Origin of the sequence: Neochlamydia sp. S13, assembly GCF_000648235.2 — a bacterium.
Lineage (GTDB): Bacteria > Chlamydiota > Chlamydiia > Chlamydiales > Parachlamydiaceae > Neochlamydia.
Genome location: NZ_AP017977.1, coordinates 1,590,686 through 1,606,095 on the forward strand (window position 1 = coordinate 1,590,686; position 15,410 = coordinate 1,606,095).

Below are 15,410 nucleotides of genomic sequence, written 5' to 3' on the forward strand. Positions count from 1 at the left end.
TCGAGACAGCGCAAAAATCAAGCAAAAAAGTCCTCAACTATGAAAAAAAACCTAAACCGCCCATCCCTCTCCTCCGATACGCCCCTCTCTTGGTCAGATGCTCTCCTAGCGCATCCTTTTACTCAATGGGCTTCTGATAACGGAAAAATTCTTCTTTATTCTTTTTTGGGGCTTATCATTCTCGTCTTTATTCTCTTCCAATTTATATGGCGACATCATGCTGTTTCTGAAGCTGATTTTGTACGCGCTGAGAAAGAATTTTCTCTTTTTACCTCCTCTAAAGACATTAGCGATCCTGCTGCAGAAGTAGAAGCGCTAAAAAATCTTCATGCAATCATGGCAGCGCATCCCGAATTATACCCCAAATATGAAGGATTAATTGCTGAAACATTATTATTAAGAGGAAAAAATGAAGAAGCTAGTCTGTATGCAACCTCAGCAATTAAACGGACAGCCTATGAGAATGATCCTTTCTATACCAGCTATGCCCAGGCAACCCTTTTACTGGCTAACGAAAAATATGAAGAAGGCTTAAAAGCAGCACTTAACCTAAGAAATCGGATGTTAGAACAGGCACAAGCCTTCAAAGATACCCCAGAAAAACTGCAATATGGAACTTTTTTGTATGCTCTTAACTTATTAAGAATAGCCATGCTGCAGCAACAGTTGTCTCTTTTTACAGATGAGCTTGCCACCTGGAAAGAATGGGAAGAGCTAACACTAAAAAGCCATGAAGGCACTCTTCCTTTTTATTTAAAAGGCCAACTATTTTTATCCTTTAACAATTTATTATCTGAAGGGAAAGCTTCATTGGCTGATTATATAGAGGCAAGAAAAAAGTTGATAACAAAATAGCGGATAAAACTTGCTAAGATTTTTTTTAGGCTGCTATAACAAATTATATCATGCATAAGTTTAAATAGGCATGAACTCTAGAGGATTTCCTAAATCTTATTCCCTCTAGAGCCCTAGAGAACCAGACGAAAAAGAGTACAGAACTATAAAGGTTCTAGCTGATTTTTTAAGAATGAGAAGTATAAAGAAGTTATAAATGAAAAATTATGCCTATTTATTTTAAGAAAAATGGTAGGTTAAAAAATGAATAGGAAAGATTAATCAATAGGTTGCATAATTTAAATTTTTTGAGATTTTTTATCTAAAAGGTTGGATTTACAAAATATAACCTCAAAAAAAAGCAAAAAATATAAAGCGCCGACTTTGAAATCTCAATCAAAATTTTGAGACCACAAACGAGCCTTCAATCATTGAAAAGGTTTTCCTCTTAATCGCTCTATTAAGGCAGGTGGAGAAACAATGGTGAGTGTTGAAAATAGTTCATTTACTTTTAACGATATCCTCGAACAAACTGAGGAAGAGAGCTTTCTTCCTGCATTGAACGTAATCGTTAATAAGCGACATACAATAATAAATAACACTCCACCTCTTTCTGCAGCGTCGGACTTAGCAATGACCGCCGTGGAAGTAAAAGGAATGTTTACTGTTTCTTTCTGAATAGGGAAAAGAATACCCCCATGCTATGACGGTTACCTTTCAGTAGCCGTCTTAATTTTTTGGTATGCCAAACTCCTAGCTTATCGGCTATGCCAAACTAGGAAGCAAGTTATTAGAAAATTATTAAGCCTAATAGGCTAAATTACTTTTGGTTAAAATGGGTTTATGCCTTCCTATTTTTAATTTCTGCAGCTCGGTAAACCCTATATAAAAACCAAAAATAGATCCCTTCTACCCAAATAAATTCCTAGTACTTGATCAACCTTTCAACCAAAAATAAAAAGTGCTTTTTCTAGCTAAAAAAAGACTATAAAGCAATTTATCCTTTTATTGGCTCTGTAGGCTTTAGCTACATATTTATAAACCAGGCTTTTAACCAAGAGACTTAAAAAGATTGATAATTAATCCGTTAAAATTATGCATGAGAAAATCAAGAGATATGGATCCCTTAAGCTTTAGTCAATGGACTTCGATTAACCTTGCCTCGCAAGATTCTTCCATTCTTATTAATCCCGTTCCTCTTTTTACAGATCTGCAGCTTAAAAAAGATTATTCCCAGCTAGTTATTATCTCGGATGCTAATGTTTATCCCCTTTACGGACCTTTCCTTATCCAGCAATTTCCCTGCCGTCAAATAAATAAAATTATTATAGCCCCAGGAGAAAGATCTAAAAGCCTGCAAACTGCTAATTATTGCTGGCAAGAACTGCAACGCTTTGAAATAGATCGCCATGCTTTGATTATTAGCCTAGGAGGGGGCGTGGTTACTGATTTAGCAGGCTTTGTAGCCTCTTGCTATATGCGGGGTTTAGATATCATCCATGTCCCTACTACTTTAATGGGAATGGTGGATGCGGCTATAGGAGGAAAAACAGCGGTAAACTTTAAGGGTAGTAAAAATCTGATTGGTAGTATTCATCCTCCCCGCCAGGTATGGATCTTTTCTTCTTACCTTCAATCTCTTCCTGCAGAAGAGTTTAGCGCTGGCTTAGCTGAAATAGTTAAATATGGGATTATTCAAGGTCCTCAGCTGTTCGAGCGATTAGAAAAAAATACAACAGCCATTCTTGCTAAAGATTCTCAATTTATGCATCTTCTCATCGTCGAATGTTGCAAAATTAAAGCCTTTATCGTAGAAAAAGATGAAAGAGATTATGGCATTCGGGCGACTTTAAATCTGGGACATACCTTTGCACATGCCATCGAAGCGGCTATGGACTATCAAATTTCGCATGGCCATGCAGTCTCTATAGGATTAAGTTGCGCTTTTTATACCAGTAAAATTTTAGGTTTTATTGAGCAAGCTCTCATTATTCGCTTGCATAATTTGCTCAAAAGCTTAAACTTGCCCCTTTCATTACCAGAAGAGCTGTCAGAAGAAACTTTGATTAGCTATATGTATAACGATAAAAAAACAGTGAAAGGAAAGCTAAATTTAATCTTAGTGAAGAAAATCGGTAGTGTAGAAAGTATAGAGGCGGTTGAACCTAAGCTTATCTTAACAGCTTTAAAGCAAAAGAAAGCAGAAAAAGAACTTGAATGAGTTAAAAAACCTTGTTATTCTCTGCGCTCAATCTCTTTTTGAAACGCAAGGCCCCTGGATTAATAATTTCTTTGCAAACAGCATGGGAAATAAGGGAAGCTGCTTTAAAGAATATATTTGCAGCCCTTTTAAGAGTTCGGCTCATAGGGAAAATTATAACCTATTCTATAGCAAATTATAGTTTGGCAAAAGGCTAAATGTAGAAATTTATGCGACTATCTTCTATTTAGCGGCCGTACTGCCCAGGATAAGGATAAAAAACCTGGGTAACTATTTGAGGTTTTAAAAAGAGAAAGACCCCACTTTTTTAAGATGGGCATCGTGGGACTTAAACTATAAAAAATATAAAAAACACGCTTTCCTTCGGCGTGCCAGATAGAAAAAAAATCAATAACTATAAATTGTCTATCTTTTTAATAAGCTGTAATAGTAAAAAGCAGTAAAAAGTATCTTTGTTAAATATATAAAAAGGTTGTTTGAGGCAAGAATGGCAAAATCTTTAATTATTGTCGAGTCACCAGCGAAAATTAAAACGCTCCAAAAATTTTTAGGACCTCATTATATTTTCGAATCTTCGCTAGGACATGTACGTGACTTACCAGAAAAAGAATTCGGTATCGATATTGAGCATAATTTTGAGCCTACCTATATTATTATGCCTAATAAAGACCAGGTCATTCAACGACTAAAAAAGGCTGCTAAAGGTTGCGATACGGTTTATCTATCTCCTGACCCTGATAGGGAAGGAGAAGCCATTGCCTGGCATATTAGCCAAATCCTTCCACCTCAAACCAATATCAAACGTGTCTCTTTCAACTCAATTACTAAAGATGCTGTAGTTAAGGCACTTAGCCAGCCTCGACCTATCGATGAAGCCCTAGTCAATGCCCAGCAAGCCAGACGCCTTTTAGACCGCATTGTAGGCTATAAAATTTCCCCTCTTCTGAATCGACGCATTCATCGAGGAAAAGATAGCTTTGTATCGGCCGGTCGCGTGCAATCGGTAGCGTTAAAGTTAGTCGTCGATCGAGAAAAAGAAATTGCAGCTTTTAAGCCCATTGAATACTGGAATATTGGAGCTATCCTTAGAAATGAGTTAGAAGAACGTCAGTTTCGCGCCAACCTTTACTCTGTAGATGGTAGAAGAGTTGAAAAAGAGGAAGTAGAAGGTAAAAATTACTTAATCATCGATAATAAAGCTACAGCAGACGATATATTAGCACGGATGAAAGATAAACCTTATCAGGTAGCTAACGTAGAAAGAAAGGAAAAACGCCGTTATCCTGTCCCCCCCTTTATTACCTCAACCTTGCAGCAAGAAGCAAGCCGTCATTATGGATTTTCTTCGGCCAAAACTATGAACATAGCTCAAGGCCTTTACGAAGGTATTGACCTAGGAAATGAAGGTGCAGAAGGCCTAATTACCTATATGCGTACGGATTCTGTACGTATTTCTAATGAAGCCCTTGGCTCTGCGCGGGAATATATCCTAGAAAAATATGGTAAAGATTATCTTCCTGCTGAAGCTAAACAATACTCCACCCAAAAAAGCGCCCAAGATGCTCATGAGGCCATCCGACCTGCTAACTTAAACCATGCGCCAGAGAAAATTCAGCCTTATTTGAGCCGAGAGCAATTCTTATTATATCAATTAATCTGGAGACGCTTTATTTCTTCCCAGATGATGCCAGCTATCTACGATACAGTCTCAGCGGACATAAAGGTAGGAAAAGATATAATTTTAAGGGCTACAGGGTCGGTCATCAAATTTTCTGGTTTTCTAGCTGTATATGAAGAAAAGAAAGATGATGACGACAAAGATGAAGAGAGCCGCCAGTTACCTAACCTGCAGGAAGGTCAAAGCTTACAACTTATCCAATTAACTTCTGAGCAAGCCTTTACGCGGCCTCCTCCCCGTTACACAGAAGCTTCTTTGGTTAAAGAATTAGAAAGGTCAGGGATTGGGCGTCCTTCAACTTATGCTACTATTATGAATAAGATTCAAAGCCGCGACTATACGATTAAAGAAAGTGGTCGCTTAAAACCTACGGAATTAGGTTTTGTGATAGCACAAATGCTTGAAACAAGCTTCCAAAAGATTATGAATATAGGCTTTACAGCTCAGATGGAAGATGATCTGGAGTTAATTGCCGAAGATCGCAAAGACTGGAAAGTGCTTCTACAAGATTTTTGGAAGGAATTTTTACCTACTGTCGAAATTGCTGAAAAAGAAGCTTTTATTCCGAAGGTTCAAACAGATATCGACTGTCCCAAATGTGGTGGCAAGCTTCAAAAAATCTGGTTTAAATCTAAATATTTTTATGGCTGCTCCCGCTATCCTGATTGTGATTTTACGGCTCAATCTGAAGAGCTCTCTTTTAATAAAGAAGAGTATGCTTCCGATTTTAACTGGGAGCAACCATGCCCTCAATGCGGCAAAAGCATGAAAGTCCGCCATGGACGATTCGGAGCTTTTCTAGGGTGTACTAACTATCCTGAATGTAAAGGTATTGTAAACATCCCCAAAAAAGGCGAGGCTCTTATTTCTCAAAAAGGCATGCCAGCTTGCCCTGCATTAGAGTGTCCAGGGCAGATAACTGCAAGAAAATCGCGTTTTGGAAAAACTTTTTACAGCTGCTCTACCTACCCTGAGTGCGATGTAATTGTTAATGATTTAAAGCTCTTAGAGTCTAAATATCCTCATCATCCCCGCACCGCCTATATAAAAAAACTTAAAGCGACCCGCAAAGGTAGTGAAGAAAAAACTTCCTCTAAAAAGAAAGCCGTTAAAAAAGAGAGCAGTAAAAAGAAAACGACTAAAAAAGAATCTACCCGTAAGCAGCCAGAAGTTAAAGTCTCTAAAGAGCTTGCTGCAATTATTGGAGCTTCTGAAATGTCTAGAGGAGAAGTGATTAAAAAGCTATGGGACTACATTAAAGCTCATCATCTACAAGATCCTCAAGATAAGCGCTTAATTGTTCCCGATGAGTCTTTGTCAAAGGTTTTTGGAACTCAAGAAGGGGTAAACATGATGAAAATAGCAGGCATAATTAATAAACATATTCAAAAATAAAAAAATTTCTAAAGGAATTTTTTTAAGTAAAGAAATCTCGCCTCCATCTAAAAACTAAATTTTTAGCGGTTTAGAAGATAGGGTCGTGAAGAAGGTAGGAGTAAAGGAAAACAAATTTTGATATGCTTTAAAAAGACTAAGCCTGCATACCCAACCCTCTGAAAGCTATCTCTCTATTTAAAAAGAGGCTTTTATATAGCAGGCGATTGTATAAAGAGCAGCTCAAAAGTGTATAATATAGGTTTTAGCAGGATATATTTGTTGTTTTTAGATAAATGTATAAGCTATCTATCTAATTAGACACGCTAAGCAGCTAGGCGCTTTTTTTATGGTACATTTAGCCGAGGGCCGGGCTACTTTTAAAGTTTAAAAAATTACTCCCTTGTAAACCAGCGCTTTTTCCGGATCTAAGGTGACTAGCTGGCCTTCTTTTAGTATTCTACTTGCTTCATCTGCTCTTACAATGGCAGGCTTATCAAGCAATTGAGCAATATGGATAGCAGACTTTTCTGATTCCACATCGTCAATATGATTTTGTAAAATGATTCCTATTGATTCTTGTATGAGAGAAAGGAAGGAAGGGTCACATTTAGTCATCACAAGAAGCTGACCTCTTACCGCATAATCTTTGGCAGATTCCGAAGATAAAACCAGGGTGACATTCCCATGCACGCGGGAGCCTACCCCATGATGTCCCCGCACCAATACGTCTCCTATACTCTCTACCATCATCATATTGGTAGTCCCAGAAATGCCAAATGGAGAACCCGCTGTTACGACTACCAGATCTCCATTGCTTACTAAATTTTCTTTCAAAGCAAAGGTACTGATCTTAGTAAAAGCCTCTGAAATTGTTTTTGTAGGTTGAGAGCTTAAATAAGGCCTTACACCCCAGCTTAAAGCCATCTGATGATAGCATTTCTCATGAGAAGTCATAGCTATAATAGGCATTTCAGGTCTTAATCGAGACAGAAGGCATGCTGTTGAGCCTCCACTTGTAAAAGCAAATATAGCTTTTGCTCTCGAGCTGTAAGCTGTTTTTACCGTAGCCAAAGTGACCGCAGAAGGAACATCATGATGAATCAAACCTGAATGAAAATCAAAGAAGGCACGATAATTAAAATCTGCCTCCGCCTCCTGAACGATACTTCTCATCACTTGCACAGTTTCAAAAGGATATTTTCCTATCGCCGTTTCCCCTGATAACATTACAGAAGAAGTGCTATCATATACTGCATTAGCCACATCCGATGCTTCCGCACGCGTAGGACGAGGGTTGTTGATCATAGATTCTAGCATCTGGGTAGCTGTGACCACCGGTTTCCCTGCCAAATAGCTTTTTCTAATCATCATTTTTTGGAGCCTAGGAACTTCACTTAAAGGAACTTCAACCCCTAAGTCACCCCTGGCGATCATAATTCCATCCGCTATCTGAACGATGCTATCAAAATTCTGAACCCCTTCCTTATTTTCAATTTTTGCATATATCTGAATATCTGGCTTTTTTTCTTTAGTTAAAAGTCTTTTGATGGCAAGTACATGTTCTGGTGAACGTACAAAAGATGCGGCTATGACATCTACATCATGCTTACAGCCAAAATGAATATCTGCTATATCTTTTTCAGTAATGGTCGGTAGATTCAACCTGGCATTCGGGATATTCACCCCTTTACCTGATTTGAGGGCACCTCCATTATCAATCTTAACGACCACCTTTTCAGCTGTAGATTCTATGACATGGGAGGAGATGTAACCGTCATCAAAAAGAATCCGAGTGCCTACGCTAAGATCATTTAAAACATAGGAAGGATGGACGCAGACTCCTTGCTCGCTTCCTTCTAGAGGATTTCTAAATAAATTTAATAATTGTCCATGTCTGAGGTCAATTTGTCCCTCAGTAATCTTACCAATTCGAATTTCAGGTCCCTTGGTATCTAAGATAATAGCTAAAGGCATCTTTTTCTGAGCACGAGCTTTTTTGAGATTGTTAATAACAATCTCATGGTCCTCATAGCTCCCATGGCTGAAATTAAGACGGGCGGCATTCATCCCGCCTTCCATTAATCGAATCATCTTTTCTACCGTATTTACAGCAGGGCCAATGGTACAAATGATTTTTGTCTTAGTGACCAGCATAGAAAGATACCTGATAGGGGTGTACGTTAATAGTCATTTAAATAGAATGCCTGCCTTAGCACCTGGTGCTTAGAAAAAGTTATTATATCTTACCCACTAAATTTGACAATAATAACTCAAAAACTTTGCTTTAAATAAAAGATTGTTTTTTTTTAAGACGCTATGCAGGCAATCAAGAAAGCTACCATATCAAGTCTAAGAGATTCAATCTTATTTATCTTATATCTCAACTTAAGCGCAGATGAGCTAGAAAAGCCTTTTAAATTTATACTTATTAAAAAATTAATAAACTGAAAAAAATTTTATCTTGTAATGACAGGTTTTTTCCCAGTTTAAGAGATTATTTAAATATTTTTTTAAATCTTATTATAACAATTTTACCCTATCAAATAAATAACGCAAAAATAGGCTATGCGCAAGCAAAAATTTTACTTGAACCTCTGGCTAAAGTTACTTTTTAGCTAAAAAAAGAATATTTACATGGGGTTATTAATAAACAGGTTTAAATTAGAAGGGGTGCCTACATGGCGATAGCTACAGTCTGCAGCCCAACGGCCGCTAAGCTTTACTAAAAAAATCTGAGATAAAGATGCTTGCTAAAAGGCTGGCCTAATGGATAGACCTAAACGAATCTACCCCAAAATCCCTGTTCAATGTATAATATTTTTAGTTAATTTGGGGTAGTTAGTATGGATCACAAGCAAATCATTTTAAAAAATGTCAAAGTTCACAATCTTAAAGCTGTGGACTTACAGCTTAATACCAATGAATTGATAGTTTTTAGCGGAGTTTCTGGATCAGGAAAATCTTCTCTTGCCTTTGATACCATCTATATGGAAGGACAAAGACGCTATGTAGAATCCCTTTCTACTTTTGCAAGACGCCAATTAGGCGAAATGGCCAAACCCGACCTTGAGCATGCCTCGGGAATTTCTCCTACTATCTCTATAGAACAGAAAACCGCAGGCCGTAACCCACGTTCAACAGTGGGGACTATGACAGAAATATACGATTATCTAAGAGTATTGTATGCTCGCGTGGGTATCCCCCATTGCCCAGTCAGTGGAGAACCTGTAGCCCCTCAGAGCAGGGAAAGAATTATTAAATCTATCCAAAGCCTTCCTTCCAACACTAAGCTCATTGTCTTAGCGCCTTATGCTAAAGCTAAAAAAGCTGAATTTAAAGAAGATTTTCAAGATCTCATGCGAAAAGGATTTACAAAAGCACGGGTGGATGGGAAAATTGTTACTTTACAGCATGAATCAGGCTTAGATGGTAGCGTTTCTCATGATGTCGACGTAGTCATTGACCGTCTTGCCATAAACATGGAAAACAATTCTCGAATTGCTGAGGCTATTACTACAGCCTTAGATTTAGGAAATGGAGTCTGCAGTATATTGGATGTACAAACAGACGAGGAAAAACTTTTTTCTACGCATGCTTATTCCCCTAAATCAGGGCTCTCTTATTCATCCTTAGAGCCACACGATTTTTCTTTTAACAGCCCTTCCGGAGCTTGTCCAAGTTGTAATGGATTAGGAATTGTCAATGAATTTGACTTAGAACAAATCATGGATCCAAATCTTAGTATCGCCCAAGATTGTTGTAGCATTGCAAGCTCTTACCAAACGGTACGTTATGGTAATATCTATAACAATCTAGCGAATATGCATAGCTTTAACGTCCATACTCCTTGGAAAAAACTGTCTGAAAAAGCTAAAAAAGTTTTTCTTTACGGTGTGGAAAAGAAGTGGACCCGAATGCATTTTGTTCATCCTATTACAGGGGCAAAGTGGGTAGATAATATTCAATGGAAAGGCGTCTTGCATGAAGCGCATACTCGCTTTGCTGAAGCCAAGAGCGATTCATATCGCACCAAAATGCTTAAACTTATGCATACGCAAAGATGTCCTGCTTGCAATGGTGAACGCTTAAAGCCCTATCCTGCTGCGACCCTACTCAACGGCAAGCGTATTAGCCAATTAGGAGCTATGACTATTGCTGAGTGTTACGAATTTTTTAGCAATCTTCCCCTGTCTGCTCAGGATGAGCTAATAGCTGCTGAATTAATTAAGGAGATTCGTGAGCGTTTACAATTTTTGATTGAAGTGGGCTTACATTATTTGAATTTGGACAGGACAGCGCCTACTCTTTCTGGAGGAGAGGCTCAACGCGTACGTCTAGCCTCTCAAATTGGCTGCGGATTAGTAGGTATTACTTATGTTTTAGATGAACCTTCGATCGGCTTGCATCCTCGTGATAATAAAAAGTTGATAGCTACGCTTAAACGTCTACGCGATATGGGTAATACCGTTATCGTGGTGGAGCATGACGAGGAAACCATTTGGGAAGCTGATCATATTGTAGACTTTGGACCTGGGCCAGGTACCCGAGGAGGTGAAATTGTCTACAAAGGAGATGTTAAAGGCTTGCTAGAGAGCGAAAAATCCCTTACAGGACAATATCTATCGGGAAGATTAGCCATTGCAATTCCTAAAAAGCGCCGCAAGATAAAGAAAGAACATATCTTAATAAAAGGAGCTACTCATCACAATTTAAAGAATGTAGATGCTAAAATACCTTTAGGAGTTTTCATTGCTGTAACGGGCGTCTCCGGCTCTGGAAAATCTTCACTCATCACCGATATTCTCTATCCTGCCCTATCGAATGCACTCCATGAAAGCGAATATCCTGTAGGCGGCCATAAAGAAATCGTAGGGATAGATAAAATTGACAAAGTCATTGCTATTGATCAATCGCCTATTGGGCGCAACCCTCGTTCTAACCCTGCTACCTATATCAAACTTTTTGATGATATTCGCGATTTATTCACTCAATTACCTGAAAGCCAAGCTCGTGGATATAAGCCGGGAAGATTCAGCTTTAATGTCAAGGAAGGCTCTTGCCCTCAATGTGGAGGCATGGGCATGGTGAAAATTGATATGGATTTCATGGAAGATGCTTGGATTGATTGCCCGCTGTGTAAAAAAAGGCGTTTTGATCAAGAAACCCTTTCAGTACTCTACAAGGGTAAAAGTATTTATGATGTGCTAGAGATGGAGGTCCTCGAAGCATTAGAATTTTTTGCTAATATTCCTTCTATTTACCATAAACTAGAAACACTTCAAAAAGTGGGAATGGAATATATTAAGCTAGGCCAATCATCCACGACTTTATCAGGTGGAGAAGCACAACGTATCAAATTAGCTAAAGAGCTTGCTAGGCCTGCCTCAGGACACACTTTCTATATTTTTGATGAGCCCACGACCGGTCTTCATTTTCATGATATTAAGCATTTGCTGACAGTGCTGCAAGAACTTGTAGACCGCGGCCACACTGTTTTAGTCATTGAACATAATATGGATATTGTCAAAACGGCGGATTGGATTATTGACATAGGCCCTGAAGGAGGAATTCACGGAGGAAAAATCTTTGCTGCAGGCACACCTGAGCAAATCGCCCGTTTAGAGAGCCCTACAGGTCGTGCCCTCCAAGAGATCTTGCATCATGATATAGCAGAACGTATCACCAAAGCTGTGCAAGCCTCAAAGCATAACCTTATCCATTACAAAGAACGTCAAAAACATTTTATCAAAGAAATTACTGTAACTGATGCGGAGCAAAATAATCTTAAAAGCATTTCGTTGAGTATTCCTCGAGAAAAAATCACTATATGTACAGGCCCTTCAGGGTCAGGAAAAACCTCTTTAGCCTTTGACACTATCTATGCCGAAGGGCAAAGACGTTATATCGATTCCCTTTCCCCTTACGCACGCCAATTTGTTAAGCAGATGCCTAAGCCTAAGGTAGGTTATGTAGGAGGGCTTTCACCCGCGATTGCTATTGAGCAAAAAGCGCACGCAGGTAATCCTCGCAGCACAATTGGCACTATGACTGAGTTGTATGACTATCTGCGCATCCTTTATGCACGCATGGGAACGCCTCACTGCCCAGAAACAGGTGAGGTGATTAAAGCGATTAGCAAAGATCATGTAGTGGATCGTGTGATGAACTATCCTTTAGGAGAAAAAATCCAAGTTTTAGCTCCTATTGAAGGGAAAAAAAATGAACGATTTGAAGAAGTTATCTCTCGTCTTCAACGGCAAGGTTTCCTACGCGTGCGCCTAAATGGTGAATTTTTTGATCTAGAGCAAGAAGGTCTTAGCTTAGCTTTCGATCGTAAACGCAAAAATGAGTTATTATTAGTTATCGACCGCTTAAAGATCAATCCCACGATTAAAAACCGCCTAGCAGAAGCGGTGGAGACAGCTACCCATATAAGCGGTGGCAAAATTGTTATTCTTCGTGAAAACCAGCAAAATGTCTTTTTCAATTTAGCATTTGCTGTAGAAAGCACAGGAAAATCTTATCCAGAAATAACCCCTCATACCTTTGCTTTTAACAATGCTGAAGGAATGTGCCCGGAGTGCTTGGGTTTAGGATATCAATATGGCGCTAATTTAATACAAAAGCCTGAGATGATGGAACAATCGGTTGCCGGCCTGATGTATTATCTATGGCAGGATCTTTATAACTCTGCTGCCTTTGCTTGGGTAGAAGCATTTTTGGAAGCAGAGGGTATTGATCTGCTCGCTCCTCTTTTTATGCTACCTACTAAACAGCTCCACCTGATTTTAAATGGCTCCCCTGAAGATAAGTGGTATACAGCTACAAACGGCTTAAAATTTCGCTGGACAGGAATCAACCATGTATTAGCCAAGGCTGGGCGCAGTGCACAATCTCCACTACGCGAACTTATTACACCTCTTTTGGAAGAGCATAAATGCATTTCCTGTCAAGGAGATAGACTCAACGCTTTAGCTCGCCATGTGACTATTCAAGGCCTATCTATTAGCAAATTATGTAGTATGCCTGTGGATAACTCTCTTAATTTCATTGAAAAACTTGTCATTAGCCAACAAGACAATAAAATTTTGGAAGAAGTTCACCTTCAACTTCTCAATAGATTACGTTTTCTAGCGGCAGTAGGTCTAGGCTATATAGCCTTAGATCGGCGTGCACCCACTTTAAGTGGCGGCGAGGCACAGCGTATTCGCCTGGCGCGCCAATTAGGAAGTGGACTAACAGGAGTATTGTATGTTCTAGATGAGCCTACGATCGGCTTACATCCAAGAGATAATGAGCGCTTAAATCTAGCCCTCGAGCAACTTAAGGAACTTGGTAACACTTTACTAATGGTCGAACATGATCCTTTAACGATCGCAAAAGCTGATTATATTCTCGATTTTGGTCCTCAGGCAGGAACCTTAGGCGGCCATGTCACGGCACAAGGAACTTTTAAACAGATTATAAAAAACCCACGCTCACTGACAGGTAAGTATTTATCCGGCAAGCTCACTATTCCCATGCTTGCAAAAAGGCGCTCTCTTAAAAATGGCATGCTACAAATCAGGGAAGCTAAAGTCAACAATTTAAAATCTATCCATCTAGATATCCCTATAGGCGCTCTTACCATTTTAACAGGGGTTTCCGGTTCAGGTAAATCTACGTTGATGCACCAAGTTATTCAACCAGCAGTCCAAAAAGGCCTTTATAAATCTTATGAAATTTCTGCCGATATAGCAAAAGTGGAAGGAATTGAAAATTTTGATAAAGTGATTACTATTGATCAAAACCCTTTAGGCCATACCGTGCGCTCAGATGTAGGAACTTACGTCGACCTACTGGCACGCTTACGTGATTTCTTTTCCTCTCTTCCTGCTGCCAAGGCCAAAGGATTACAAGGTAAGCACTTTAGCTATAATCATCGAAGGGGTATGTGCACCCATTGTTGGGGAATGGGCTATAAACGTATCGAAATGCATTTTTTACCCCCTATACGGGTAGCGTGTGAAGAGTGTCAGGGTCAACGCTTAAATCCTGTTAGCTTAGAAATTACTTATAAAGGAAAAAATTTTGGCCAATACCTAAGCTTAACCATTAACGAAGCACGCCATGTATTCGAAAGTCATCCTCGCATTGCTAAGATTTTAGATACATTAATTGCGGTAGGTTTAGGCTATTTGAAATTAGGCCAAGAAACCGTAAGTTTATCGGGTGGAGAGGCCCAACGTCTTAAGTTGAGTCGTGAGCTTACCAAACGCTCTACAGGTAAGACTCTTTACCTATTAGATGAACCTACGACAGGGCTACATAGCGATGACATTAAAAAATTATTGATAGTTTTACATAAGTTAGTAGATAAAGGCAACACGATGATTGTCATTGAACATAATATAGATGTCATTAAAAATGGAGACTTTATCGTTGATTTAGGGCCAGAAGCAGGAGAAAGAGGAGGAGAAATTGTTGCAATCGGTACCCCCGAAGAAATTGCTCAAAACCCCACCTCTATTACCGGAAAATATTTAAAAAATTTAATTTAAAAAATTACCCTTAACTCTCTGCTCACTGGGCCTTAGACTTTCCTATTCATTTAAGACTACAAATTAGCTGTTCACTATTTTAAAAATTAATTTCAATATGCATTCAGCTTATCTCTTATTTTTGCTATTAATGCATACAGTTTTACCTTTAAAGGCTGGAACAATCCCTATCGAATTAGAGATAGCCTTTACGGAGGAAGAGCGCGCCTGGGGCTTAATGCAACGCTCCCATCTACCAGAGAATCGAGGAATGTTGTTTTACTTTCCTAAAGGGAATCTTTGGATGTTCAATACTTTAATAGACCTTTCAGCAGCTTTCTTAGATGACAAAGGTAGCATCTTAGAGATAGCCGAGCTAAAATCTTATCCTGAAATGATGGATCCCCATAGACCTGTAAATAAATTAAGCGAGATGTGGAAATATCCTGCAGATGATAAAATATTTTTATTCTTTTTGCAAAAAAGTAAAGCTCTACCTACGGGAACTTATTATATTTTAGAGATGAATAAAAAATGGTTCAAAAAAAAGGGAGTAACTGTAGGAGACAAAGTCGTGTGGCATTTAAATTCTTCCCAAGCCTCTATAGTAAAGCTCTCTTCCCCTTCGACAGGTAAATAAGCGCTTTAATTAAGAATGGTTAATCATATATTTAACCAAAAACGGAGCGACCATACGTTTTAAGGAAAAAAGCTTAAAAAAAGTATAAAAAAATATCTTTTTCTTTGGCAAAGGTGATTCATTAATTTTTTATTGATAGAA

The 15,410-nt window shown here is 38.7% G+C and carries 6 protein-coding genes; 5 read left to right on the forward strand and 1 reads right to left on the reverse strand.

Features of this window, described 5'->3' with window-relative positions; genetic code table 11:
* Window positions 1-39: 39 nt before the first annotated feature.
* The 3 genes from TY21_RS06135 (at window position 40) to topA (ending at window position 6,128) form a co-directional block, all read left to right on the forward strand.
* Window positions 40-855, forward strand: a complete 816-nt coding sequence (locus TY21_RS06135; protein ID WP_042242213.1) for a hypothetical protein — start codon at window positions 40-42, stop codon at window positions 853-855.
* 1,096 nt (window positions 856-1,951) lie between these two features.
* The gene (gene aroB / locus TY21_RS06140; protein WP_052354577.1) at window positions 1,952-3,055 is read left to right on the forward strand and encodes a 3-dehydroquinate synthase; all 1,104 of its coding nucleotides are present in this window, start codon (window positions 1,952-1,954) and stop codon (window positions 3,053-3,055) included.
* Window positions 3,056-3,542: 487 nt separating this feature from the next.
* Entirely contained in the window at window positions 3,543-6,128 is a 2,586-nt protein-coding gene (topA, locus tag TY21_RS06145) for a type I DNA topoisomerase (RefSeq protein ID WP_042242210.1), read from the forward strand.
* Between the two features lie 366 nt (window positions 6,129-6,494).
* Here the strand turns inward: topA and pyk are convergent, their stop codons facing one another.
* Complete coding sequence (gene pyk / locus TY21_RS06150) at window positions 6,495-8,264, reverse strand: pyruvate kinase (RefSeq protein ID WP_174232792.1); 1,770 nt, start codon at window positions 8,262-8,264, stop codon at window positions 6,495-6,497.
* Between the two features lie 689 nt (window positions 8,265-8,953).
* On the opposite strand from pyk, the gene uvrA reads away from it, so the two are divergent.
* Entirely contained in the window at window positions 8,954-14,650 is a 5,697-nt protein-coding gene (gene uvrA, locus TY21_RS06155) for an excinuclease ABC subunit UvrA (RefSeq protein WP_042242207.1), read from the forward strand.
* 97 nt (window positions 14,651-14,747) lie between these two features.
* A complete protein-coding gene (locus tag TY21_RS06160; RefSeq protein ID WP_042242204.1) occupies window positions 14,748-15,269 on the forward strand; it encodes a DUF192 domain-containing protein in 522 nt (173 codons plus the stop codon).
* The last annotated feature ends 141 nt before the right edge of the window (window positions 15,270-15,410 follow it).

Coding starts and splice junctions, on each gene's coding strand:
- pyk (WP_174232792.1), bottom strand. CDS start 8,264: ATGCTGGTCACTAAGACAAAAATCATTTGTACCATTGGCCCTGCTGTA.
- uvrA (WP_042242207.1), top strand. CDS start 8,954: ATGGATCACAAGCAAATCATTTTAAAAAATGTCAAAGTTCACAATCTT.
- TY21_RS06135 (WP_042242213.1), top strand. CDS start 40: ATGAAAAAAAACCTAAACCGCCCATCCCTCTCCTCCGATACGCCCCTC.
- TY21_RS06160 (WP_042242204.1), top strand. CDS start 14,748: ATGCATTCAGCTTATCTCTTATTTTTGCTATTAATGCATACAGTTTTA.
- topA (WP_042242210.1), top strand. CDS start 3,543: ATGGCAAAATCTTTAATTATTGTCGAGTCACCAGCGAAAATTAAAACG.
- aroB (WP_052354577.1), top strand. CDS start 1,952: ATGGATCCCTTAAGCTTTAGTCAATGGACTTCGATTAACCTTGCCTCG.